Annotated in this window: 20 protein-coding genes; 7 read left to right on the forward strand and 13 right to left on the reverse strand. The window is 71.9% G+C overall.

Annotated elements, in window-relative coordinates:
- Position 1: 1 nt before the first annotated feature.
- From BLV96_RS42475 to BLV96_RS42495, 5 genes are all read right to left on the reverse strand, one after another.
- Positions 2-805 carry a serine hydrolase gene (locus tag BLV96_RS42475; protein ID WP_086676101.1) on the reverse strand — a complete coding sequence of 268 codons (804 nt, stop codon included), beginning with the start codon at positions 803-805 and terminating at the stop codon, positions 2-4.
- Positions 802-1,875, reverse strand: coding sequence for a Glu/Leu/Phe/Val dehydrogenase dimerization domain-containing protein (locus BLV96_RS42480; protein ID WP_086676103.1), 1,074 nt, complete (start codon positions 1,873-1,875; stop codon positions 802-804). The genes BLV96_RS42475 and BLV96_RS42480 overlap by 4 nt, the downstream gene beginning before the upstream one ends.
- A gap of 165 nt (positions 1,876-2,040) precedes the next feature.
- Entirely contained in the window at positions 2,041-3,234 is a 1,194-nt protein-coding gene (locus BLV96_RS42485) for a kynureninase (protein WP_086676104.1), read from the reverse strand.
- Positions 3,231-4,025 carry a tryptophan 2,3-dioxygenase gene (locus BLV96_RS42490; RefSeq protein ID WP_086676106.1) on the reverse strand — a complete coding sequence of 265 codons (795 nt, stop codon included), beginning with the start codon at positions 4,023-4,025 and terminating at the stop codon, positions 3,231-3,233. Before BLV96_RS42490 ends, BLV96_RS42485 begins: the two co-directional genes overlap by 4 nt.
- The gene (locus tag BLV96_RS42495) at positions 4,022-4,837 is read right to left on the reverse strand and encodes a PaaX family transcriptional regulator (protein ID WP_086676108.1); all 816 of its coding nucleotides are present in this window, start codon (positions 4,835-4,837) and stop codon (positions 4,022-4,024) included. The genes BLV96_RS42490 and BLV96_RS42495 overlap by 4 nt, the downstream gene beginning before the upstream one ends.
- Before the next feature lie 47 nt (positions 4,838-4,884).
- On the opposite strand from BLV96_RS42495, the gene BLV96_RS42500 reads away from it, so the two are divergent.
- Genes BLV96_RS42500 through BLV96_RS42515 form a run of 4 tightly spaced genes read left to right on the forward strand, consistent with a single transcriptional unit; the run spans position 4,885 to position 8,645 of the window.
- Entirely contained in the window at positions 4,885-5,637 is a 753-nt protein-coding gene (locus BLV96_RS42500) for a creatininase family protein (protein ID WP_086676110.1), read from the forward strand.
- Positions 5,630-7,132 (forward strand): benzoate-CoA ligase family protein, encoded by a 1,503-nt coding sequence (locus tag BLV96_RS42505; protein WP_086676112.1) that lies wholly within the window; start codon positions 5,630-5,632, stop codon positions 7,130-7,132. Before BLV96_RS42500 ends, BLV96_RS42505 begins: the two co-directional genes overlap by 8 nt.
- Positions 7,129-7,821 carry an SDR family NAD(P)-dependent oxidoreductase gene (locus BLV96_RS42510; protein ID WP_086676114.1) on the forward strand — a complete coding sequence of 231 codons (693 nt, stop codon included), beginning with the start codon at positions 7,129-7,131 and terminating at the stop codon, positions 7,819-7,821. The genes BLV96_RS42505 and BLV96_RS42510 overlap by 4 nt, the downstream gene beginning before the upstream one ends.
- Entirely contained in the window at positions 7,818-8,645 is an 828-nt protein-coding gene (locus tag BLV96_RS42515; protein WP_086676116.1) for an enoyl-CoA hydratase family protein, read from the forward strand. Before BLV96_RS42510 ends, BLV96_RS42515 begins: the two co-directional genes overlap by 4 nt.
- Here the strand turns inward: BLV96_RS42515 and BLV96_RS42520 are convergent.
- The 4 genes from BLV96_RS42520 to BLV96_RS42535 are packed head-to-tail and all read right to left on the reverse strand — an operon-like array spanning position 8,642 to position 12,028.
- Complete coding sequence (locus BLV96_RS42520) at positions 8,642-9,556, reverse strand: SMP-30/gluconolactonase/LRE family protein (protein ID WP_086676118.1); 915 nt, start codon at positions 9,554-9,556, stop codon at positions 8,642-8,644. The genes BLV96_RS42515 and BLV96_RS42520 overlap by 4 nt on opposite strands.
- 10 nt (positions 9,557-9,566) lie before the next feature.
- Positions 9,567-10,223: a histidine phosphatase family protein gene (locus BLV96_RS42525; protein ID WP_086676120.1), complete on the reverse strand. Its 657-nt coding sequence runs from the start codon at positions 10,221-10,223 to the stop codon at positions 9,567-9,569.
- Positions 10,224-11,279: a phosphotransferase family protein gene (locus BLV96_RS42530; RefSeq protein WP_086676122.1), complete on the reverse strand. Its 1,056-nt coding sequence runs from the start codon at positions 11,277-11,279 to the stop codon at positions 10,224-10,226.
- Entirely contained in the window at positions 11,276-12,028 is a 753-nt protein-coding gene (locus BLV96_RS42535; RefSeq protein ID WP_086676124.1) for an SDR family oxidoreductase, read from the reverse strand. The genes BLV96_RS42530 and BLV96_RS42535 overlap by 4 nt, the downstream gene beginning before the upstream one ends.
- A gap of 368 nt (positions 12,029-12,396) precedes the next feature.
- Between BLV96_RS42535 and BLV96_RS42540 the strand changes: the two genes are divergently transcribed.
- On the forward strand, positions 12,397-13,317 hold the full coding sequence (locus BLV96_RS42540; protein WP_086676126.1) for a hypothetical protein: 921 nt from the start codon (positions 12,397-12,399) through the stop codon (positions 13,315-13,317).
- A 7-nt stretch (positions 13,318-13,324) separates the two neighbouring features.
- Here BLV96_RS42540 and BLV96_RS50365 read toward each other — a convergent pair whose 3' ends face one another.
- Entirely contained in the window at positions 13,325-13,903 is a 579-nt protein-coding gene (locus BLV96_RS50365; RefSeq protein ID WP_208608479.1) for a VOC family protein, read from the reverse strand.
- A gap of 40 nt (positions 13,904-13,943) precedes the next feature.
- Positions 13,944-16,886, reverse strand: a complete 2,943-nt coding sequence (locus BLV96_RS51375) for a LuxR C-terminal-related transcriptional regulator (RefSeq protein ID WP_091390314.1) — start codon at positions 16,884-16,886, stop codon at positions 13,944-13,946.
- 75 nt (positions 16,887-16,961) lie between these two features.
- On the opposite strand from BLV96_RS51375, the gene BLV96_RS42555 reads away from it, so the two are divergent.
- A complete protein-coding gene (locus BLV96_RS42555) occupies positions 16,962-17,252 on the forward strand; it encodes a nuclear transport factor 2 family protein (protein ID WP_086679281.1) in 291 nt (96 codons plus the stop codon).
- On the opposite strand, the gene BLV96_RS42560 is transcribed toward BLV96_RS42555, so the two are convergent.
- Positions 17,247-18,881, reverse strand: a complete 1,635-nt coding sequence (locus tag BLV96_RS42560; protein ID WP_086679282.1) for an acyl-CoA synthetase — start codon at positions 18,879-18,881, stop codon at positions 17,247-17,249. The two genes, BLV96_RS42555 and BLV96_RS42560, sit on opposite strands and share 6 nt — an antisense overlap.
- Positions 18,882-19,022: 141 nt before the next feature.
- On the opposite strand from BLV96_RS42560, the gene BLV96_RS42565 reads away from it, so the two are divergent.
- On the forward strand, positions 19,023-20,711 hold the full coding sequence (locus BLV96_RS42565; RefSeq protein ID WP_086679283.1) for a bifunctional 3'-5' exonuclease/DNA polymerase: 1,689 nt from the start codon (positions 19,023-19,025) through the stop codon (positions 20,709-20,711).
- Positions 20,712-20,933: 222 nt separating this feature from the next.
- Here BLV96_RS42565 and BLV96_RS42570 read toward each other — a convergent pair whose 3' ends face one another.
- A complete protein-coding gene (locus BLV96_RS42570; RefSeq protein WP_086679284.1) occupies positions 20,934-22,703 on the reverse strand; it encodes a sialidase family protein in 1,770 nt (589 codons plus the stop codon).
- Positions 22,704-22,838: the final 135 nt, after the last annotated feature.

A 22,838-nucleotide genomic window follows, 5' to 3' on the forward strand; every position in this document is an offset into this window, starting at 1 on the left:
ATCACGAGCGCAGTTCCTCCACCGCCGCGCGGGCCGCGTCGCCGATGGCCCGGTCGATGTCCGGGCGGCGCAACGTCTCCGCGCCGCCCGCCGTGAACACCGCCACCGCGTACGCACCGCCGTCCGGGTACGTCACGACGCCGATCTCGTTGCGGATCCCCGGCATCGTCCCCGTCTTGGCCGCCACCGCCACCTCGGGCGGGAACCCCGCCGTCAGGCGGTGCCAACTCACCTGAGCCGACATCCACGCCAGGACCTGCGCCCCCGGCCCGGGGTCGCGCCACATCGCCGCCAGCAACGACGTCATCTCGCGCGGCGTCGTCGCGGAAGTCCGCAAAGGATCCAACGCCCGCAACGGAACCCCTGCCGCGGTGTCGTCCATGATCGTGCGCAGCAGGTCCCGCGGCGCGCCGATCACGGACGTCCGGGTCAACCCCAGCTCCGAGAGCAGAGACCGCACGTTCGCCACGCCCACCCGGTCGAACAGCAGGTCCGCGGCCGTGTTGTCGGACACCGACAACGCCAGCAGCGCCGCGTCGCGCAGGCTGTAGGAGACGTCGTCCGCGAACCCCGCCGAACCGCTGCCGCCCAGGCGGTCCGCCGCCGACGCGCGCACGCGGTCCGCCGGGTCGAGCAGGCCCGCCGCGACCTGGCGGGCGAACTCGTACGCCAGTGGCACCTTCACCACCGACGCCAGCACCACCGGCTCGTCGGGGTCGACACCCACCGAGGAAGAAGAACCGAGCCGGCGGGCGTGCAGGAACCCCCGCACGCCCGCCGCTTCGAAGATGTCAGCAGGACTCACACGGTCATGATGGACCGCAGCCGCCCGACCTCCGCCATCCGGCGCTCCGCGAGCCGGTCGGCCGCCGTCGCCGGGGGCACGCCGTCGGTGTCCGCCAGCGCGAACACCGCTTTCGTCGTGTCGTAGATGGCCGTCGTCTTGCGCTTGGCCCGCTCGAAGTTGAAGCCGTGGCGCTCATCGTCGACCTGGATGACGCCGCCGGCGTTGACCAGGTAGTCCGGGGCGTACAGGACACCGCGGTCGGCGAGCTGCTTGTCGATGCCCGCGTGCGCGAGCTGGTTGTTCGCCGCGCCGCACACGATGCGGGCGCCGAGCACCGGCACGGTTTCGTCGTTCAGGACGCCGCCCAGCGCGCACGGCGCGAAGACGTCCAGCTCGGCGCGCAGCAGAGTGTCCACATCGGACACCACCTGCACGTTCGGGTAGATCGACCGCGTGCGCGAGATGGCCGGCGCGTAGACGTCGGTGATCGTCACCTGCGCGCCGGCGTCCACGAGGTGCCCGACAAGGATGTGCCCGACCTTGCCGACGCCGGCCACGCCGACGCGCTTGCCCGCCAGGTCGGGGCTGCCCCAGAGGTGCTCGGCCGAGGCACGCATGCCCTGGAAGACGCCGAACGCGGTGAGCACGGACGAGTCGCCGGCCCCGCCGTCTTCGGGTGAGCGGCCGGTGACGTACTGGGACTCGCGAGCCACGACGTCCATGTCCTGCACGTACGTGCCGACGTCGCACGCCGTGATGTAACGGCCGTTCAGGGACTGCACGAAACGCCCGTACGCGCGCAGGAGCGCTTCGGACTTGAGCGTCTTCGGGTCGCCGATGATGACGGCCTTGCCGCCACCGAGGTCGAGCCCGGCCAGCGCGTTCTTGTACGCCATGCCCTTGGACAGCGCGAGCACGTCGTCGAGCGCGTCGGATTCGGTGGCGTAGGGGTGGAAGCGCGTCCCGCCCAGAGCGGGGCCGAGCGCCGTGGAGTAGATGCCGATGATGGCCTTCAGGCCACTGGCTTCGTCGTGGCAGTACACGACCTGTTCGTGCCCGGTGCCCCGGGCGAACACTCCTTCGGTCACGGTGGTGACTCCTTTGTCATCCGCGCCCGGTTCGTGGCCGGGACGCGCTTCACGGGTCGATGGGAGCCCCACGCGCGGAGGTCGTCCGCCCGCCGGGTGCCCGGCACCAACCTAGATCCCCGATGATCGCGAGACCAGTGGAGGTCCCGCGATACGGACCGGTAATCAGCCCGCGATCACCTTGCCGAGGGTGCGCATCGCCGTCTCGAGCTGGACGTCCGACAGGTACGGCGCCGGCCCGAAGCGCAGGTACTGCCCCCGGCTGTCGGTGCGGACGCCCTCCGCGGCCAGCGCCGCCTGCAGCCCGGACGCGTCGGCGCAGCGCAGCGAGAGGAACCCGCCGAGCCGCTCCAGCTCGACCGTTCGGTCCCGCGAGACGACGTCCGAAGGCAGCGCGAGCGAGTCGAACACCGACGCGAGCAGGCCCACCTGGTGCTGGGAGACCTCACGCAGGAACTCCGGCGTGAGGCCCTGCTCGGCGAAGAACCGCTGGACCCGGGCGCCGCGGTAGTGGCTCGCCGGGTCGTAGGTCGCGCCGGCGAAGCGGTCGCCGCCGGTGGCGTAGGCAACCTTGCCCGGCTCCCGCTCGTCGGCGAGCGCGCCGAACTCGGCGTACCAGCCGGTGATCACCGGGCGCAGCTCCTGGGCGTGCGCGGGCAGCCGCAGGAAGCAGTTGCCCTCGCCGAGCTGCAGGTACTTGTAGCCGCCGCCGAGCACCCACGCGTTGGTGAGCCCGAGGTCGTGCAGCGGGAACGGCACGACGCCCAGCGCGTGGTAGGCGTCGACGACCAGCTCGATCGACCGGCCGCGGCACGAGTCGGCGAGGTGCGCGAGCCCCGGGACCAGCCTCGACGTCTCGAAGAGCACCGCCGACACGAGCACGGCGGCGGTGTCGTCGTTCACCTCGGCCGCGACGCGCTCGGCCAGCGACGTCACCGGGTCGAGCGGCACGCGCACGACCTCGACGCCCTCCTCCTCGAGCCGGGCGAGCTGGCGGCGCAGGGTGTGGAACTCGCCGTCGGTGGTGACCAGGCGCGGCCTTCGCGGCAGCTCCATCGCCGAGAGGAACCGCAGCACGAGGTCGTGCGTGCTCGCGCCCAGCGCGTACTCGCCGTGCGGGTCGCCGAGCAGCAGGCGGAAGCCCGCGCGCAGCTGGTCGGCCTTCGCGAACGCGCGTCCCCACTTCTCGTCGACGTCGCGGGCGGCGTCCGCGAAGGACTCCCGCAGGCCCTCCTCGGCGACGTCCGGCCACGCCTGGTGCGAGTGGCCGGACAGCAGCAGGCGTTCGGCGACGCCGAAGCGGGAGTAGTGCGGGGCGAGCGCGTTGTCGTCCGCGCGCAGGTCGTCCAAAGTGGTCACAGTCGGCTCCGTACGGCCCAGAGATCCGGGAACATCGGCTGGAAGAGCGTGGTACGCAGGTAGGTCGCGCCGGATGACCCTCCCGTCCCGGTCTTGTCGCCGATGGTGCGTTCGACCATCTTCACGTGCCGGTAGCGCCACTCCTGCATCCCTTCGTCGAGATCCACCAGACATTCCGCGACGACCGACGGTCCGCCGTCGTCGCTGTACACGTCCAGCAATATCGCCTGCAGGGCCGGGGAGGGCTCCACCGGTCGAGTGACGTCTCGGTCACACTCCACGGAATAGCCAGAAGCCTTGAGGTACGCCAGAAAAGAGTCGAACAAGGACGGTCGCGCCATCGCGTCGGCAATGCGTTTGCGCTGCTCGCCACCCTCGGGGTAGTGCGCGAACACGCGCTCGTCGCGGCGGCCCAGCACGGCTTCCAGCTCGCGGAACTGGGCCGACTGGAAGCCGGAGGAGGCGTCCAAACGGGCGCGGAAGCTCGTGAACTGGCTGGGGGTCATGGTTTCCAGCACGTCGATCTGCGCGACGGCGACCTTGAGGATCGTCAGGATCCGCCGCAGGACGCGGATCGAGTGCGCCGTCTTGCCCGCGGCGAGGTTCCGCTGGAGGAACTCGGCTTCGTGCAGGATCTGCTTGAACCACAGCTCGTACACCTGGTGGATCACGATGAACAGCAGTTCGTCGTGCTCGTCCGAACGCGTCCGCTGCGCGTTCAGCACCTCGTCCAGCGCCAGGTACGAGGTGTAGCTCAGGGCTTCCTGCGTCTTGGCGTCGATGTCGGTCATCCTTTGGTCACCTCGTCGAAGTGGCGCTGTGCGGCCGGAGCCAGCGCGGTGTACAGATCGTGGAACAACTCGACCGCGGCCGCCCGGCGATCCGGTGCGGGCACCAGGTCGGCGGGCAGTTCCGGGTCGAGCGACGGGAACGCCCGGAAGGTGTGCACCAGGCGCGCGTGCACCTCGAACGCCTCGGCGTCCGGGGTCTCCTTCCCCGCGTACCCGCCGAACTGGGCGACGAACGCCGTGTAGCGCGCGGCGAGGTCGTCGAGGTCCCAGGCCCGGCCGGCGAAGCGGCGGACGTCGAGGGCGGCCGACGGGCGGCCGAGCAGGAGGCCGGCGTGCTCGGTGACGTCCAGCTCGCCGAGCAGGGCGACGACCTCGGCCTCGCGGTCGTGCGGGGCGATCCAGGTGCCGTCCTGGTACGGCCCGAATCCGAGGAACCGCAGCCGCCGGACCAGGCGCTCCCGGGCCTGGCGGCGGCTCTCCGGGATGCTCTGCCAGAGCACCGTCCACTCGCCCGCGGCGCGCTCGCGGCGGCCGAGGGAGAAGATCCGGTGGTCGCCGTCGGCGAGCAGCGCGATGGTGCGGCGGGTCAGCGAGTAGTGCACGGTGCGGCCCTCGCGGTGCCGCTGGAGCAGCCCGCGGCGCACCACGCGGGTCAGCGCGATGCGGGCCGCGCCGTCGGAGAAGCCCAGCTCGGCGAGCGCCGCGACCAGGCCGCCGGACCACACTCGCCGGGTCTCGCGCGGGTGCACGTAGCTGCCCAGCAACGTCACGACCAGCTCCTGCGGGCTGGTGTCGAAGGCGTCTCCAGGCATGGCGCAACTCTATACACCCCAGGCCGCTGCGGTGTAGCTTGATTTGCGTGACGTACTTCGCGGACTTCAGCTCGCGGCAGGTCGCGGCGCTGGCCAACGGCGACCGCACGCCGGTGCTGCTGCTCCCGCTGGGTGCGATCGAGCCGCACGGGCCGCACGCGCCGCTGGGCACCGACCCGCTGATCTCGCGCGGGATGTGCGAGCGCGCGGCCGCTCGCTTGGCCGCCGACTCCGAAGTGCACGTCCTGGTGCTGCCCGAGGTGCCCTACGGCGTGACGCGGTTCGCGGCCGGGTTCGCCGGCGGTGTCCACATCGGCGAGGAGACGCTGCACTCGCTGCTGGTCGACATCGGCTCCGCGCTGATCGGCCAGCGGTTCCGCCGGATCCTGCTGGTCAACAACCACTTCGAGCCCGCGCACCTGGTCACGCTGCGGCGGGCGGTGGAGACGCTCAACTTCGCCTACGACGGCCGCGTCGCGCTGCTCGACCTGGTCCGGCGGCGGCACGCGCAGCGGCTGACCGAGGAATTCAAGTCCGGCGAGTGCCACGCGGGGCGGTACGAGACGTCGCTCGTGCTCGCCGACCGGCCCGAGCTGGTCGACCAGCCGCTGATGCGGACGTTGCCGCACGTGCCCGTCAGCCTGGCTTCGGCCCCTGCCGACGGCGGCTTCCGCGAGATGGGGATGACCGAGGCGTACTGCGGGGCGCCCGCCGAGGCGACCGCGTCGGAAGGCGAAGAGACTTTCTCCACGTTGACCGACCTGCTGGTGGAAGCGATCCGGGAGCTGGCCCGTGAGTGAGCCGTTCAACCTCGCCACGCACTTCCTCGACCGGCACGCGGCATCGGGCCGCGTCGCCCTGTACACCGGGGATCGCTCGGTCACGTACGCCGAACTGGCCGAGCTGGCCAACCGCGCCGGGAACGTGCTGCTCGACGCCGGTGTCCGAAGAGGACAGCGCGTGCTCCTGGCGCTGAGCGACGGCGAGGAGTTCGTCGCGACCTGGTACGGCGCGCAGAAGATCGGCGCGGTCACCGCCGAGGTCTACCCGTTCCTGCAGCCGAAGGACTACGCGTACTACCTCGGTTACACCGAGGCCGTGGCCGTGATCGCGGACGCCGTCACGCTGCCCGCGCTCCGCGAAGCGGGCGCGCGGAACCTGTTGGTGCTCGGCGTCCTGGAAAGCGAACTGCGGCCGGGTGAACGTCCGTTCCGGACCCTGCTGGACGCCGCGTCACCCTCGCTCGACGCCGCACCGACCACGGTGGACGACGTGGGGATCTGGAAGTTCACCACCGGCAGCACCGGCGCGCCCAAGGCGTGCGTGCATCCGTTGCGCAGTCCCAAGGAGAGCTTCGAGCGGTACGCCGTCCAAACTCTCGGATTGCGAGAGGACGACCGCGTTCTCGCCGTGCCCAAGCTGTTCTTCGGGTACGCCCGCGATCTGGTGGCGCTGTTCCCGTTCGGCGTCGGCGCCGCGGGGATCGCGTTCCCCGAGCGCAGCACCGCGGACCTGATGTTCGAGCTGATCGCCCGTCACCGGCCGACCGTGCTGGTCAACGTGCCGACCATGATGAGCGCGATGGTGGCGCACCCGGCCGCGGCGGCGCAGGACCTCAGCTGCCTGCGGATGACGACGTCCGCCGGCGAGGCGCTGCCGTCGGAGCTGCACCGCAAGTGGGACGCGATGTTCGGGGTGCCGGTGGTGGACGGGATCGGCTCGTCGGAGGCGTACCACATCTACCTGTCGAACCGGCCTGGCGCGGCGCGGGCCGGCACGCTCGGCACGCCCGTGCCCGGCTACACCGCCGAGGTCGTGGACGAGGTCGGGAATCCGTTGCTGGACGGGGAAATCGGGCCGCTGCGGGTGAGCGGGCCGACGATCGCCCTGGAGTACTACGGAGACGCCGAGAAGTCGGCGAGGACGTTCGACGGCGACACGCTGACGTCGAGCGACCTGTTCAGCCGGTCCGACGGCTACTTCCGCCACCACGGGCGCGCCGACGCGCTGCTCAAGGTCGGCGGGGTGTTCGTGGCGCCCGGCGAGATCGAGGACTGCCTGCTCGGCCACCCCGCGGTGGTGGACTGCGCGGTCGTCGGCCAGGAGGTCGACGGCCTGGTCGTGCCGCGCGCGTACGTCGTCGTGCGGGCGCCGGTGACCGCGGACGAGCTGAAGGACCACGCCAAAGCCCACCTGGCCAAGCACAAGTACCCCCGCGAAGTGGTGTTCATGACGGAACTTCCCCGGACGGCCAACGGAAAGCTCGACCGGCGTGCGCTGGCGGGCCGGTCGTGAGCCGGCTGGTCGTGGTCACGGGCGGCACCCGCGGGATCGGCGCGGCGATCGCGGCGCGCTTCCGTTCCACCGGCGACACGGTGCTCGCACCGGGACGCGCGGAATGTGACGTCACCGACGAGGACGCCGTCGTGGAGTATTTCGCCTCCGCCGGGCCGGTGGACGTGCTGGTGAACAACGCCGGGATCTCGTCGAGCGCACCGCTTTCCCGGACCACTTTGGACGATTGGCGGTCGCAGATCGAGGTCAACGCGACCGGCGCTTTCCTGTGCACGCGGGCGGTCCTGCCGGGGATGCGTTCCCGGGACAGCGGCCGGATCGTCACGGTGGCGTCGACGGCATCGCACGTCGGCTACCGCTACACGGCGGGGTACACGGCGTCGAAGCACGCGGCGGCGGGGCTGATGCGAGCGGTGGCGGCGGAGCTGGCCGGCACCGGCGTCACGGCGAACGCGGTGTGCCCGGCGTTCGTCCGCACGGACATGACGGCGACTTCGGTGGAGCGGATCACGTCGCGGTCGGGCCGTTCGGCCGCCGAGGCGGAAGCGGCGCTGGCGGCGGCGTCCCCGCTCGGCCGTCTGCTGGAACCCGCGGAGGTGGCGTTCGCCGTCTCCTTCCTGGCGGCCCCGGAGGCCGCCGCGATCAACGGCCAGACCCTCGTACTCGACGGCGGAGGAATCCAGACATGAGCCCGTTCCGCGCGACCGCACCGCTGACGAAGGAGTGGGAGCACTTCGAGTTCACTGTGGACGATGGCGTCGCGACCGTGACGTTCACCCGCCCGGACAAGCTGAACGCGCTGACGTTCGACGTCTACGCCGACCTGCGGGACCTGGTGCTGGAGCTGCCGCAGCACGAGGACGTGCGGGTGCTGGTGATCACCGGGCGGGGCCGCGGGTTCTGTTCGGGCGGCGACGTCGAGGAGATCATCGGCGAGCTGCAGAAGTTCGAGACGGCGCGGCTGCTGGAATTCACCCGCATGACGGGCGCGGTGGTGAAGGCGCTGCGCGAGTGTCCGTTGCCGGTGATCGCGGCGGTCAACGGCGTGGCGGCGGGCGCGGGTTCGGTGATCGCCCTGGCGAGTGACTTCCGGTTGCTGGCGGAGTCGGCGAAGTTCGCGTTCCTGTTCACGAAGGTGGGCTTGGCGGGGGCGGACATGGGGTCGGCTTATCTGTTGCCGCGGCTGGTGGGGTTGGGTCGTGCGACGGAGTTGCTGATGCTGGGGGACAAACTGCCCGCCGCCCGCGCTTTCGAGATCGGTTTGGCTTCCCAGGTGGTTCCGGACGCGGAACTCCCCGCGGTCGCTTCAGCCCTGGCTCGCCGCTTGGCGGACGGGCCGGCGTTGGCGTACTCGACGACGAAGGTGCTGCTGACCCGCGAGCTGGACATGGACCTGGGCAGCGCGATCGAGCTGGAGGCGATGACCCAGGCGCTGCTGATGACGGCGAAGGACCACAAGGAGTTCTACGCGGCGTGGACCGCGGGCCGCGAACCCCGCTGGACGGGCCGCTAGAGCCGGGTCACCGCGATCTTCGACTCCTCCAACGAGCCGAAGTACAGCTGCCCCTGCCACTCCCGCACGCCCACCAGCATGTGGAACCCGTCGATCTCGCCCCGCAGCTCCCGCTCCACCTTGCCCTCCGGAGACACCCCCAAGACGCCGACCTCGCGGCCCGGCTTGGGCTGCAACCACGTCGGCAACGCACGGACGCCGGCCCGCACGAACGCGGGCAGGCGGCGGACCACGTCCAGAGCCGCCACGCGCGGGGACGCCTGCGTCACCCAGATCAGCCCATCCGTGCCCGTCGAAATGTTGTCCGGGAAGCCCCACAGGTTCTCGACCAGCGGGTCCACCCGACCGTCCGAGAGCGACACCCGGGACACGCTGAACGCGCCCGTCTCCGCCACCGCCACGAACGACTCGTCCGGCGCCAGCGCGACTCCGTTCGCGAACTGCAAGCCGTCGAGGACCAAGTCGATCGACCCGTCCGGGGTGCGGCGCAACAACCGGCCGCCGCCCGTCTGCTCGATCAGGTCGTCGCGCCAGTTGTCGATGCCGAAGCGGCGTGACGAGTCCGTGAAGTACACCGTGCCGTCCGAGGCCACCGCCGCGTTGTTGCAGAACACGAAGTCCAGCCCCAGCGCGGAAGTCGCCAGGACCGACGGCGTGCCACCGGCCAGCGGGACCACCAGCAGGCCGGCTCGCGCGTCGCAGATCAGCAGCTCGTCGTCGCCGTACAGCTCCAGGCCCAGCGGGCGGCCGCCGGTGTCGGCGATGACCTCCCACCCGCTGCCGTCCGGGGTGAACCGCAGGACGCGCCCGTCGTCGACGCCGGTGTAGATCCGGCCCTCGGCGTCGAGGACGACGTCCTCGGGGCCGTGGCCGTCGACGGGGATGAGCGTGACGTGACGACCGGACAGCATCGAACGCCTCCTACCGGTAGGTGAGCAGCGAAGCCGCGTCGGCTTCGAAGTGCGGGTGTTCGTTGAACGACAGCATGGTCACGCCGCCGCGGCCGGACACCAGCTTCGTGATCCCGCCGTTGACCGTGACGCGGTTGAGCTTCAGCAGCCCGGCTTCCGGCGTTCCCATCAGCAGCCCGCAGATCGTCGCGATCACGCCGCCGGAGGTGAACACGACCGCGTGCTCGCCCTTGCCGAGCGACGCGACCAGATCCTCCAATGCGGACCGGCAACGCGCGAGGAACGCCGGCCACGTCTCCGCGCACGGCCCGTCCGCGCCCGCCGACGTCCACGCCGTCAGCGCCGCGTCCAGAACTCCTTGGTACGCCCGGGAATCCTCCTGCGGCGCGCCGCCCGCGTGGTGCCGGGCGATGTCGACGTGGTCGTACTCGTTCCAGCGCGGGTCCTCGACGACCGGGACGTCGGTACCGAGCACCTTCAGCGCCGTCGCCGCCGTGTCCCGTTGCCGCGCCAGCGTTCCCGACCGGATCTGGGTGAAGGAGACGTTGCGCCGCAGCAGTTCCGCTCCGACCACAGTGGACTGTTCGATACCGCGTGGCGACAGCGCGTCGTAGTCGGACGCGCCGAAGGACGCCTGTCCGTGCCGGACCAGGTAGATCGCGCCCACTCAGACACTCCCCTTCGCGATGATTTCGCGGCACCGCCAGTCGAGGTAACCGACGAACTGCCAGAAGTCCTTGAACGCCGGGTTGCGGGTGCCACCGTCGTGGTAGCGGCGGTACAGCTGCTGCAGCACCGCCGCGAGCCGGAACAGGCCGTACACCTCGTAGAACCGCCAGTCCCCCACCTCGAGGCCGGTCTTCTCCGCGTACCGCGCGACGAACTCCTCGCGCGTGAACATCCCCGGCAGGTGCGTTGGCTGGCGGCGGCTGGCCTTCATGACGTCGTCGTCGCCGGCTTCGACCCAGTAGGCGAGCATGCTGCCCAGCTCCATCAGCGGGTCGCCGAGCGTGGCCATCTCCCAGTCGAGGACGCCGGTGATGTTCAGCGTCGACGGCCCGTCCAGCACGAGGTTGTCGAGCCGGTAGTCGTTGTGGATCAGGCAGATCTTCACCTCGGCCGGCTGGTTCGCCGCCAGCCACGCGCGGACCTCGGCGAAGTCGCCGACGTTGTCCGTGCGCGCCGCGACGTACCGGTCCGACCAGCCGCGGATCTGCCGCTCGACGTACCCGGCGCCCTTGCCCAGGTCGGCCAGCCCGGCCGCCTCGACGTCGACCGCGTGCAGGTCGACCAGCCGGTCGACGACCTTGCCGGACAGCGACCGGGCCTGCTCCGGCGTCAGCGTCACGCCCTCGGGGAGGTCGCCGCGCAGGATCAGGCCGTTCAGCTTCTCCATGACGTAGAAGTCGCCGCCGAGCACGCTCTCGTCGTCGCCGAACGCCAGCATCCGCGGGACGTACGGGAACACCGGCTTCAGCGCGTGCTGCACGCGGTACTCGCGCCGCATGTCGTGCGCCGACGCCGCTTTGTGCCCGGCCGGCGGGCGGCGCAGGATGAGCTCGCGGTCCGGGTAGGTCAGCAGGTACGTCAGGTTCGACGCGCCGCCGGGGAACTGCCGGACCGACGGCGGCTCGGCCCCGAGGCCCTCGACGCGCGTGGTCAGCCAGGCGTGCACCGCGGCGGCGTCGAAGGCGTCCTCCTCGCGGACCTCGACGGTGGTCACGCGAACCTCCGCAGGATCGACGCCGGCACGACGCGCATGGCGACGCTCAGCGGCACCCACGGCCACGCCGGGACGTAGGCGCGACGGCCTTCGGCCTCGATCGCCTTGACCAGCGCGCGGGCGCCGCTCTCGGCCTTGGCCAGCAGCGGGTTCCTGCCGATCCGGTCGTTCATCTCCGACTCGATGTAGCCGGGCCGGACGTCGGTGACGGTGATGCCCTTGCGCTTGAGCTCCAGGCGGGTGCCGTCGACGAACGCCGAGATGCCGGCCTTCGAAGCGGCGTACGCGGTCAGGTTGCCCGGCAGGCCGCGGATCGCGCTGAACGAGGAAACGACGGCGAGGTGCCCGGCGCCCTGCTCGCGGAAGATCCCGGCGGCGGCCTCGATCTGGGCGGCGGCCGCGACGAAGTTGACCTCGAGGGTCTGCCGGTTGGCGTCGAACCGGCCCTTGCCGACCGGCTGCCCCTTGCCGAGCCCGGCGTTCACGATCACCCGGTCGAGGGACCCCAGCTCGGCGCGGAACTCCTCGAAAACCGTGAAGACGCTGTCGTGGTCGGTGACGTCGAGCTTGCGCGTGACGACCTTGATCCCGGGGTGCGCGGCGGTCAGCTCGGCGGCCAGCTTTTCGAGCCGGTCCGTGCGGCGCGCGCACAACGCAAGGTTGCGCCCTCTCGCCGCGAACTGGCGGGCCATACCTTCGCCCAAACCGCTGCTCGCGCCGGTGATCAGGATGTTCTTCCGGATCGTCATGACCGGGATGCTACCCGGAAGTAATAAGACCGGTGGCCCGGCGCTGGGGGCGTCGCCGGGCCACCGGTCATCGCGCGGCCACCCCGGCCGGTCGCACAACGCGGCCGGGTGAGCCGGAGCCGTTCGTCCACGGCTGCGGCCCGCACCCCGGTGGGCCGTGAGGGGGAGGCGGAGCCACCGGCGCGGGCAAGTCATACAAGCGCGTCCGCCCAGGCCGGGGCAATGGTTCACAGTTGCCAGTACTAGCCCGTTCGCCCGAGTGGACGTGTGGCTCCCGGCCACCGCCCGGCTCGGCCAGGGGGGTAGCGGGCACTGCTAACGTGCACCCTGTCGGGGATCGTCGGGGGACGTTACGGGGCGGGTCGGCCATGGCGGGCAGCACGGCGGGCGGTCAGCAGGGTGAGCGCACCGCGTTCGCCACGCACCTGCGCGCGGCCATCGCGACGAGCGGGCTCTCCCTCGACCGGATCCAGGCGCGGCTGCGCGCCCGCGGCGTCGTCGTCAGCGTCACCGCCCTCAGCTACTGGCAGTCCGGCAAGCGCCAGCCGGAGCGGCAGAGCTCGCTCTCGGCCGTGCGCACGCTGGAAGAAATCCTCGACGTCCCCGCCGGCTCGCTGCTCGGGCTGCTGCCCCCGCCCCGGCCCCGCGGCGGCGCGGGCAAGCGGCACGCGGGCGGCGAGCCCCTGACGTTCCCCCGCGAGGTGCTGCAGCCGCTGCTGGACAAGGTCGGCGCGCCGGACGCGCTGGAGCGCCAGCACCCGCTGAAGCTGGTGGGGCTGCACGACCTGTGCGAGATCTCCGCGGACGGCGGCCAGAGCGCGGTCACCGCGCGGGCGGTGTTCCAGGCCGGCGCGGACGGCCAGGACCGCTGGCTGCTGGTCTACACCCAGGACGACCCGGCGGCGGGCCCGCCGGACCTGCACGCGGTGCGCAACTGCCGGGTCGGGCGCGCCGAGGCCGACGCCGCGCACGGTCTGCTCGTCGCGGAGCTGGTGTTCGACCGGCCGATCGACCGGGGTGAGACGCACCTGATCGAGTACACGCTGACCAACGGCGGACCGCCGTACCCGGAGTGCCGCAACACGTACTACCGCGAGTTCCGGCGCCCGGTGCGGGAGTACCTCCTGGAGGTCCGGTTCGCCCAAGGCACGGCCCCGGACCGCTGCTGGCAGTACGCCCGCAACGGCACGACGGCCACCCGCCGCCAGCTGAAGCTCGACGGCGGCGACGGCGTCCACGCGGTGGCGCTGGACTTCGGCCCCGGCGTCTTCGGCATCGACTGGGACTGACCCCGGCTCAGCTCCCCTCGATCCGTTCGACGAGCTCGTCGCGGTACTCCCGCGCTGCCTGGAACTCCGGTTCGTCGCCGGTCGCCCGCTTCAACGCGCCTTCCAGGATCTTCAGCCCCTGGCGTTCGTCGCCGCGCGCGTCCGCCTGCCTCGCCGCGTTCTCCATGGCCTTGGCGAGCTTGGTCCGCGCCTCGGGTGCTTCGCCGGCCTGGTGGATCCGGATCCAGTTGCCGCCCGGATCGACGACGGTGAACCCGGTGTACCGGTCGTTGCGCAGCCGCGGCCGGGTCATCCGCGGGATGCCGGAGACGAGCAGTTTCCCGTGCACGGAACGCATCCCCGCGGCGAAGGCCTCGAACAGCGCGCCGGTGTCCGCCACGATGACCAGGCACGTGCTGTACGACTGCGCCGGGTCGTAGCCGTCCATGCCGAAGAAGTGCAGGTTGAGGTCTTCTCGCCGCAAGGCGACGTGCGGGTTCGGCCGCGTCTGCCGGTAGGTGATCTCGAAGCCGAGCATCTCGTAGAACGACGCGATCTCGTCGATGGAAGGACAGGGCAGGAGCGGAATGGTCAGTTCGTTCGCCACCGCCCGAAGCTAAGCCCGGATCGGCCGAAACGACACGGAGCTATTTGCTCGTGCGAACGCCGCTGTTGCCGTGGGCGGCCACCACGGTCGCCAGCTCCGTGCGGTTCGCGATGCCCAGCTTCGCGTACACGTGCGCCAAATGCGTCTTCACCGTCCCCCGGCTCATGAACAGCTTCGCGCCGATCTCCGGGTTCGTGCTCCCCTCGGCCGCGAGCTTCACGACCTCCAGCTCGGTCGGCGTCAAGCTGCCCCAGCCGCTCGACGGACGGCCGCGCGCGCCCCGGGTCCGGCGGACGAACGCCACCACGTCGTCGAGGCTCATCGGCTCGTCCTCGCTCGTGCGCTCGACCCCGCCCGGCCGGCGGGGGAACCCCAGCTCCGTGCGCGCCCGGGTGGCCGAGACGTAAACCCGCGCCGCGTCGGCTTCGCGGCCCGTGCGGGCCAGGAGCGCCGTCAGCGCGTCCAGGCTGTCCAGGACGCCCAGGCGGAGGCTGTGGTCCAGGCGCAGCGTCAGGGCCTCGTGGTGCAGCTCGGCGGCCTGCTCCGGCCCGGCCAGGTACCCCTGCTGGTCCAGCGCGTCGGCCAGCGCCGACCGCAGGCCCCACCGCCGGGTCAGCTCGACGGCGGTGGCCAGCACGGCCGCGGCTTCCTCGGTCCGGCCCAGCTCCCGCAGCACGGCCCCGCGTTCGGCGAGCCCCTGCGCCGCCATGTACGTCCCGGGAACGGCTTCGCGGGCGAACCAGCGCTCGGCCTCGACGAGCTCACCGCGACGCCGGTGCAGCTCGCCCATCACCCCGGCCATGCCGGGCACGAAGACGTCCCCCGCGGTCTCGAGCAGCCGCAGGAACGGCTCCATCACGCGAAATCCGGCGTCGACCTCGCCGGCCAGGCAGTGCACCAGCGCCAGCCGGCACAACGTCGTGTTGACGCGGTGGAAGTCCCCGAGCGGAGCGGCGACCTCGACCGCGTGCTCGGCCAGTTCCCGCGCCCGCGGCAGATCCGCCTCAGCGAGCGCACTCGCGGACTGGGCACTGAGGACGGTCGACGCGAGTCCCCGGTCACCGCGGCGAAGCAGTCCCTCGGCCGCTTCGGCGAACAACGGCCCGGCTTCGGCGTGACGGTCTCGCGCGTGCAGCACGATTCCGCGCAGCATCAACGCGCTGTCACGAGCGAAGCCGTCGGTTCCGGCGACCTTCTCGGCTTCGAGGGCGACGTCCCAAGCAGCGTCGAAATCCGTGTACAGGTGGCCGAGGGCGGTCAGCGACAGACACCGCGCGCGCAAGCTCGCTTCGCCGAGTTCGGTGGCGATTTCCAGGCCCAGCCGCGCGGCTTCGAGGTCGAACGGCGCCGTCGTGTCCGCCACCAGACCCATCCCGGTGAGCAATCTGGCTTGCAGCGTCGACCGTTCGCCGGGGCACCGGGCGACCGCGCGCTTCAGGTACGCGAGACCCTCGTGGCCGCGCCCTCGCAGGTTCCACAGCCACGCGACGGCGGCGGCGAGCCGGCGTCCCCGCGTCGGATCTTCCTGTGCCAGCCCCCATTCCAGGGCCGCGCGCAGGTTGTCGCGCTCGGGTTCCATCCGGGCGCGCCAGGCGTCCTTGTCGCGGTCGAGGTCCGGTTCGGCGGCTTCGGCGAGCGCGAGGAAGTGGTCGAGGTGGCGGTCGCGGACGGCGTCGGTCTCGCCCGCCTCGGCCAGCCGGGCCGCCGCGTACTCGCGGATGGTCTCCAGCATCCGGTAGCGGCCGTTTTCGGCCAGGACCAAGGACTTGTCGACGAGCCGGCCGAGCGCGGCCGGGCCGCCCGCCGCGTCCAGGGTGAACCCGCCGGCGAAGACCGAGAGGCGGCGGAACACCGCGCGGTCTTCGTCGTCGAGCTGGTCGTGGCTCCACGCGATCGACGCTTCCAGGGTCCGCTGCCGCGCCGGCACGCCGCGCGGGCCGCGGGTGAGGAGGGCGAAGCGGTCGTCGAGGCCGGCGTCGATCTGGTGCGGGGTAAGGGTTCCGAGCCACGCGGCGGCGAGCTCGACTGCTAGGGGGATGCCGTCGAGCCGGGTGCACACCGACCGGACGGCGGCGGCGCTCGAAGTGTCCAAAGTGAACAGGGGCCGGACCGCGCCCGCCCGTTCGACGAACAGCGCGACGGCTTCCTCGACGGCCAGCGGCGGCACCCGCCACACCGTCTCCCCCGGCAGGCCGAGGGGTTCGCGGCTCGTCGCCAGCAGCGCGACCTCCGGGCCGGACCGGAGCAGTTCGGTGGCGAGGTCCGCGACGCCGTCGAGGACCTGCTCGCAGTTGTCGAGGCAGAGCAGGACGCGCCGGTCGCGCAGGTGGGTCACCACGGACCGGACGGCGCCGACGTGCGGCTCGACGGGCACCCCGAGGGTCGCGGCGACCAGCTCGGCGACCTCGGCGGGCTCGGTGTCGAGTTCGACCCACCACACCCCGTCGGGCCACCGCCCGGCCCCGGCGGCGGCCACCTGCGCGGCCAACCGGGTCTTGCCGCTGCCGCCGGTCCCGGCCAGCGTGACGAGCTGTCCCCCGGCAAGCCGCCGCCCGATGTCGGCGGCTTCGGTTCCGCGGCCGACGAAGCCGGTCAGCTGCACGGGGAGGTTGTTCGGGGTCGTGTCGAGCGAGCGCAGCGGGCCGGGGCGGCCGCCGAGCTGGAAGATCCGCTCGGGCGCGGTGAGATCCGGCAGCCGGTGGACGCCCAGGTCGTGCAGCGCCCGGCCCGGCAGTTCGGCGGCGGCCCGCGCGGAGACGAGCGTGCGGCCGTCGGCGAGGGCCCGGAGGTGTGCGCAGCGCCGGACGGCGGGGCCGGTGGGGGTGCCGTCTTCGCGGAGCAGCACGTCACCGGTGTGGAGCGCGGCGGGTCCGCCGGTCAAAGCCGCGAGCGCCTCTTCGGGCGTCGCGAAAACAGCCGGGGGTTCGTCGCCGGCGCACAGGATCGTGACCGTGCCCGCGGGCACCAGGTTCGTCTCGCTCATCGCCCGGCCAGTCTGCCAGCGAATCTCGGCCAGGTGGCAGATGTCCGCACCCTCGCCGCCTGCGACCTTCGACCCGTGAACACGTTCGAAGAGCTGCTGGCCCGCTGGTGCGACGCGGAGACCCGCGGCGACGGCGCTGAGTCCTTGCTGGCCGCCGACTTCCGCGGTGACGGCCCTGACGGGCTGGTCCTCGACCGCGACCACTGGCCCGGCCGGGCGCCCACGGGCACGTTCCGGTGGACGCACCTGCGGGTGACGCCGTCGGTCGGCGTGGCGACCGGGCGCCGTGACGGCGCGGGCTGCACCGTCGTCGCCGCGTGCCGGGAGGGACGCTGGCTGATCGTCAACGTCCAGCGCGGGTCATGACAGCTTGTTGCGCAGCACCTTCCCGGTCGCGTTGCGGGGCAGCTCGTCCAGGAACTCGACGTCGCGGGGCACCTTGTACCGCGCCAGGTTCGCCTTGACGTACTCGCGGACGCCGTCGAGGTCGAGCTTCGAGTCTTCGGTGCGCACGATGAACGCCTTGAGCCGCTGACCGAACTCCGGGTCCTCGACGCCGATCACCGCGGCCTCCAGGACGTCCTCGCGCTCGACCAGGAGGTTCTCCACCTCGATCGGGAACACGTTCTCGCCGCCGGAGACGATCATCTCGTCGTCGCGGCCGTCGATGAAGAGGAGGCCGTCGTCGTCGAAGTGGCCGACGTCGCCGCTGGAGAGCAGGCCGTCGATGATCTCCTTGTGGCGGCCGTCGGTGTAGCCGCCGAAGCTGAGGCCGCTGCCCACGAACACCCGGCCGGTGACGTGCGGCTCGGTGATCTTCCCGCCCTTTTCGTCGTAGAGCGCCACCTTGCAGCCGACCGGCGCGCGGCCGACCGTGCCCGGCGCCTTGGCCCAGTCCTCCGGCGTCGCGACCGTCGCCACGGCGACCTCGGTGGAGCCGTAGAGGTTGTGCACGACGGGACCGAACGCCTCGTTCGCGCGGTTGCCGAGGTCCGGCGACAGCGCGGAGCCCGCGACGAAGATGATCCGCAGCGACGACGTGTCGTACTTCTCGCGGACGTCCTTCGGCAGGTCGACGATGCGCTGCAACATGGTCGGCACCAGCACGAGCGCGGTGCACTTGTGCTCGGCAACGCCGCGCAGCGCCTCCTCCGGCGTGAACTTGCGGCGCATCACGACCTTCGAGCCGAGCGCGAAGGAGAGGATGAACTGCGAGAGGCCGGTGCCGTGGAACAGCGGCGCGCCCATGTAGGTGGCTTCGTTGGAGCGCAGCGGGATCCGGTCGAGGAACTGCGCCGACGCGAGCGCCGAGGTGTGCGGCCGCGGCGCGCCCTTCGGCGTGCCGGTGGTGCCGCTGGTCAGCAGCACGAAACCGCCGGGCTTGGCGGGCGCGGGCCACGGCCGGTCGTCGGTGCTGGCGATGATCTCCGACAGCACCGGGGTGTCCCGGGCGGTGAGGTCGCTGTCGGGATCGACCCAGGCCAGGTAGCGGTCGACACCGGCCGGGATGGCGTCGAGCAGGCCGCTGAACTCCTGGTCGTACACCAGCGCCGTGACGCCTTCCCGGTTGGCGACGTCGGTCAGCTGGGGCTTCGCGAAGCCGGTGTTCATAAGCAGCAACCGGACGCCGAGCTTGCCCGACGCGGCCATCGTGAGCACCAGGCCGCGGTGGTCGCGGCAGAGCGCGGCGACGACCTGGCCCGGCCGGATCCCGCGCTCGGACCAGGCCCGGGCCAGCGCGTTCGACTGGTCGTCGAGCTGCTTGTAGGTCAGCGGGCCGAGCTCGTCGACGATGCCGACGGCGGTCGGGTCGCGGCGCGCGGAGATGTGGTTCGCGCCGGCGAACGGGCCGAACTTGCGGAGCGCGACCAGTGAGCGGACCCCCTCGTCGAGCCGGGGGAAGGGGACGAGTCCCGCCCGCCGCATCACGTCGACGCTGCGGGCCGTCTCGGCCACCTTGTCCGCCACCTGCGTGGCGAGCTCGACCAGGCTCATCCAAGCACCTCCATTGCTGCGGGAAGAGTGCCCACGCCGACGGCGGGCGTACCGGCGGTATGGGGGCTACTGGAGAGTAAACCAACCGCGCCGCGAGCGCACGGGCCGGTCTTTGTCGGTGGTGGCCGTCATGATGTCTTCGTGCAGGTGATCGCCGGGCGGGAGGAGGACGGGAGCTTCACGGTGCAATCGTCGTCTTCGACGGTGAACGACCTGGACGAGGCCGGTTTCGCGGCGGTGGCGCGGGAGCTCGAGGAGTCGGCGCGGCCGCGCTGGGTGTTCCCGTCGGTGGAGGGCGTCTACCCGGTGCTCGTGGCGGCCGGGCTGCGGGTCGAGCGCTGCTACGACCTCGCGCTGGCCGAGGGGCTGCTGCTGGCGTACGAGGGCGCCGACGGGCAGTCACGGAGCCTGCGCGCGGCCTGGGCCAGGGCGAACGGCGAAGAACCGCCACTCGACGCGACGGCCGTGGAGCTGGCGCAGCCGACATTGTTCGAGACCCGGGTGCCGACGCTGCCCGACGGCGTGACGGTCGTCACGGCGGTCCGGCGCGTGCTCGCGGAGCAGGAGCGGCGGGTGGCGGCGGCCGGGCACCCGGACCGGCTGCGGCTGCTGCTCGCCGCGGAGTCGGCGAGCGCGCTGGCCGCGGCGGAGATGTCGGCCGACGGCCTGCCGTGGCGCGCCGACCTGCACGAGGAGCTGCTGACCTCGCGGCTGGGCCCGCGGGTACGGGCCGGTGAGCGGCCCAAGGTGCTGGTCGAGCTGGCGGCGAAGATCAGCGAGGCGTTCGGCGGGCGGCCGGTCAACCCGGACTCGCCGCCGAGCGTGGTCCGGGCGCTGGCCCGGGCCGGCATCGAGGTCCCCGCGGCGCGGAAGTACCTGCTGAAGGGGATCGATCACCCCGCGGTCGCGCCGCTGCTGGAGTACAAGGAGCTGTCCCGGCTGTACGCGGCGAACGGCTGGGCGTGGCTCGAGGAGTGGGTGCACGACGGCCGGTTCCGCCCGCACTACGTCGTCGGCGGCGTGGTGTCCGGCCGCTGGGCCAGCCGCGGCGGCGGGGCGCTGCAGATCCCGAAGGTGTTGCGCACGTGCGTGCGCGCGGACCCGGGCTGGAAGCTGGTGGTGGCCGACGCGGCCCAGCTGGAGCCCCGGGTGCTGACGGCGCTGTCGGGCGACCGGCGGCTGGCCGACGTCGCGGCGGCGACGGACTTGTACGCGCGGCTGGGCGAGGCGCTGTTCTCGGGCGCCCGCTGGGTGCCGGCGGCGGACGACGACCGCGACGACCGGGCGCGCGCGAAGATCGCGATGCTGTCGGCGATGTACGGCGGCACGTCCGGCGAAGCGGGACCGCTGCTGGGGTTGCTGCGCCAGCGCTTCCCGGACGCGGTGTCCTATGTGGAGCGTGCCGCCCAGGCGGGCGAGCGCGGCGAACGGGTCCGCTCCCGCCTCGGCCGGACGTCCCCGGCCCCGTCGGCGGCGTGGCGGGCGTTGACCGGCGGGCTGGCCTCGGACGAGGCGGGTGAGCTGAAGGCCCGCCGGGCGTCGCGGGGCTGGGGCCGGTTCACGCGCAACTTCGTCGTCCAGGCGAGCGCGGCGGACATGACGGCGGTGATGCTCGCGACCTTGCGCCGCCGGTTGCCGTCGCCCGCGCACCTGGTGTTCTTCCAGCACGACGAGGTCATCGTGCACACGCCGGAGGCTTCGGCCGAGGAGGTGTCGTCCGCCATCACGGACGCGGTGACGGAGGCGGCGAGGATGCTGTTCGGCCCGGCGTGCCCGGTGCGGTTCCCGATGCAGGTCGCGGTGGTCGACACCTACGCCGACGCGAAGTAACTTCCCCACCACTCTGATCAGTGACCACATGGACGCTCACCGGAGCACCCCTTCGGCGCAATCGGGATCGCTGCCCGTGAACCGGAGGCTCGGTCTTCGAAGCTTCATTTGGCGATCAGGGTCACGGTCGCCACACACGCGGAGGCCATCTGACCCGTCGCCTTGGTCCGTTTCGCCGACGAGAAGTGAGCCGTGCCGGTCGCCCGGCACGGCCACCTCCGCCTACGGGAACATCGCCAGCGTCTGCGTGCCGACGTCCTGGTTCGGCAGCGTCCGGCCCGGGTTGCCGCGGAAGTCGGTCCAGCACGGGTGCAGCCGGAAGTCCGCGCCCACCGCCGCCGCCGTGTAGTCGCCGATGAACACCCCCTGCAGTTCCTTGCCCGTCTCCGCGCCCGTCCCCACGAACTGGACCTGCGGGTTCGCCGTCTGCGTCGTGATCCGGCGGATCGGCGCCGAGCCGGCGCCGTCGCCCCAGCCGGTCGCGTACGCGTAGTCGAGACCGATGCCGTGCGGGTCGTACGCGCGCGTGTAGAACGTCACCGCGACCCGGCCGGCCAGGGCCGCCACCGCCGGGAACACCTCGTCCGCGCCCGTGCCGATCTTCACCGGCTTCGACCAGCCGTGCCGGCCGTCGGAGCCGCTCAGGAACGCATCACCGTTCGTCTTGACCGACTCGCCGTCGCGGTAGGTGCCGTCGCGGTCGTCGGCCCACGTCACCCAGAGCCGGTCGGTCACGCGGTCGTACGTCAGCTGCGGGAAGCTGTTGACGCGGAAGTTCTCGCCGGTCAGCGCGTTGTTGGCGACGTCTTCGTCGACCGGGAAGTCGAAGTCGAGCGCCACCTCGGCGTGCCGGAACGTCCGGCCGCCGTCGCGGGACGTCGCCACGACCACCGCGTCGTGGTCGGCGGGCCGGTCGCACGCCGCCGTCGCGCACACCGACGTCTCGTACGCCACCTGGAGGGTTCCGTCGCGGGTGACCACCGGGTTCGAGCCGCTGCCGTACGGCGTGATGCCGCCGTGGAACCCGGTCAGCGACGGCGAGATCCGGCGCATCGGCGACCACGTCCGCCCGAAGTTCACGGACTTCGACACGACGATCGGCGATTCGACGAACGCACCGGACGCGTCGTAGGTGAATTGCGTCCAGGTCACGTAGACGTCGCCGGACACGGGGTCGGCGGCGATCCACTCCTTGTCGTTGAAGATGTTCGTCGGGGTCGGCGTGCCGGCCGGCGTGACGCCGTCGAGGTGCAGGATCGCCGGATCGCCGAAGCTGCGGCCGCCGTCGTGCGACACCGACACCGCGATGCCGCTGGCGAGCTGCTGGTCTTCCGGCACCGCCGCGCGGCTGAACAGGAGCGTGGCGTAGTAGACGGTGCCGTGCGGCCCGAACGCGACCGCCGGGTCACCCGCGGCGTCCATATAGGACAGTGGGGCGGGCGCGCCGGTCGGGAAGTCCAGGTGCGGCAGCTGGACGTTCGCCCACGTGCGGCCGCCGTCGAACGAGGTGTAGGCGAAGCCGCCGGAGTCGTTGCGGGCCTCGCGCGTGTTGTAGAGCCGGTAGTCGTTCGAGCCGGCGACGATGTTGCGCGGGTTCTCCGGGTTGACCGCGATGGTCGTCTCGTTCTGGGCGGTGCTGCAGCCGGTCTGACTGCCGGTGGGCACGATCGTGTCGCCGTCGATGACGTCGTTGTTCGGCGCGAGCGGCCGGTAGGGGTTCGGTTTGCCGATGTAGGTCTGGCAGAGTGCGGACAGCGCGGGATCGTCGCCGTCCTCCTCTTCCTCCTCGGCGAACCGTTCCTTGAGCAGCGGGTTGGGCACGTCGTGCCGCGGCTCGCCGGCGATCTTGTGCTTGCCGTGCAATGGATCCACGGGCAGCGGCGAGCCCCCGGCGGCGTGCGCGGCCGGGGCCAGCACGACGGCGAGCGGCAGGAGCAGCGCGATGCAGGCGGCGACGATTCTTCGCCTGGCGGACGAAACACCCAGGGACATCGGACGGTCCTTTCCCAGGAAAGTCTCCAGCCGACCCAGGCTTGACGCCCGTTCGCCCGCGGTCAACCGACGGAAGTTCGAAGCCGGACATACCGGGTTTTCGTTAGCATCCAACGATGATCGACTACGGCGGGT

Origin of the sequence: Amycolatopsis pretoriensis (assembly GCF_900107925.1) — a bacterium.
Taxonomy (GTDB): Bacteria; Actinomycetota; Actinomycetes; order Mycobacteriales; family Pseudonocardiaceae; genus Amycolatopsis; species Amycolatopsis pretoriensis.

What these genes read in the sequence shown, in the direction of transcription:
- BLV96_RS42490 (WP_086676106.1), bottom strand. Translation starts at nt 4,025, where the DNA reads ATGACCGACATCGACGCCAAGACGCAGGAAGCCCTGAGCTACACCTCG.
- BLV96_RS42495 (WP_086676108.1), bottom strand. Translation starts at nt 4,837, where the DNA reads ATGCCTGGAGACGCCTTCGACACCAGCCCGCAGGAGCTGGTCGTGACG.
- BLV96_RS42515 (WP_086676116.1), top strand. Translation starts at nt 7,818, where the DNA reads ATGAGCCCGTTCCGCGCGACCGCACCGCTGACGAAGGAGTGGGAGCAC.
- BLV96_RS42520 (WP_086676118.1), bottom strand. Translation starts at nt 9,556, where the DNA reads ATGCTGTCCGGTCGTCACGTCACGCTCATCCCCGTCGACGGCCACGGC.
- BLV96_RS42535 (WP_086676124.1), bottom strand. Translation starts at nt 12,028, where the DNA reads ATGACGATCCGGAAGAACATCCTGATCACCGGCGCGAGCAGCGGTTTG.
- BLV96_RS42540 (WP_086676126.1), top strand. Translation starts at nt 12,397, where the DNA reads ATGGCGGGCAGCACGGCGGGCGGTCAGCAGGGTGAGCGCACCGCGTTC.
- BLV96_RS51375 (WP_091390314.1), bottom strand. Translation starts at nt 16,886, where the DNA reads ATGAGCGAGACGAACCTGGTGCCCGCGGGCACGGTCACGATCCTGTGC.
- BLV96_RS42560 (WP_086679282.1), bottom strand. Translation starts at nt 18,881, where the DNA reads ATGAGCCTGGTCGAGCTCGCCACGCAGGTGGCGGACAAGGTGGCCGAG.
- BLV96_RS42570 (WP_086679284.1), bottom strand. Translation starts at nt 22,703, where the DNA reads ATGTCCCTGGGTGTTTCGTCCGCCAGGCGAAGAATCGTCGCCGCCTGC.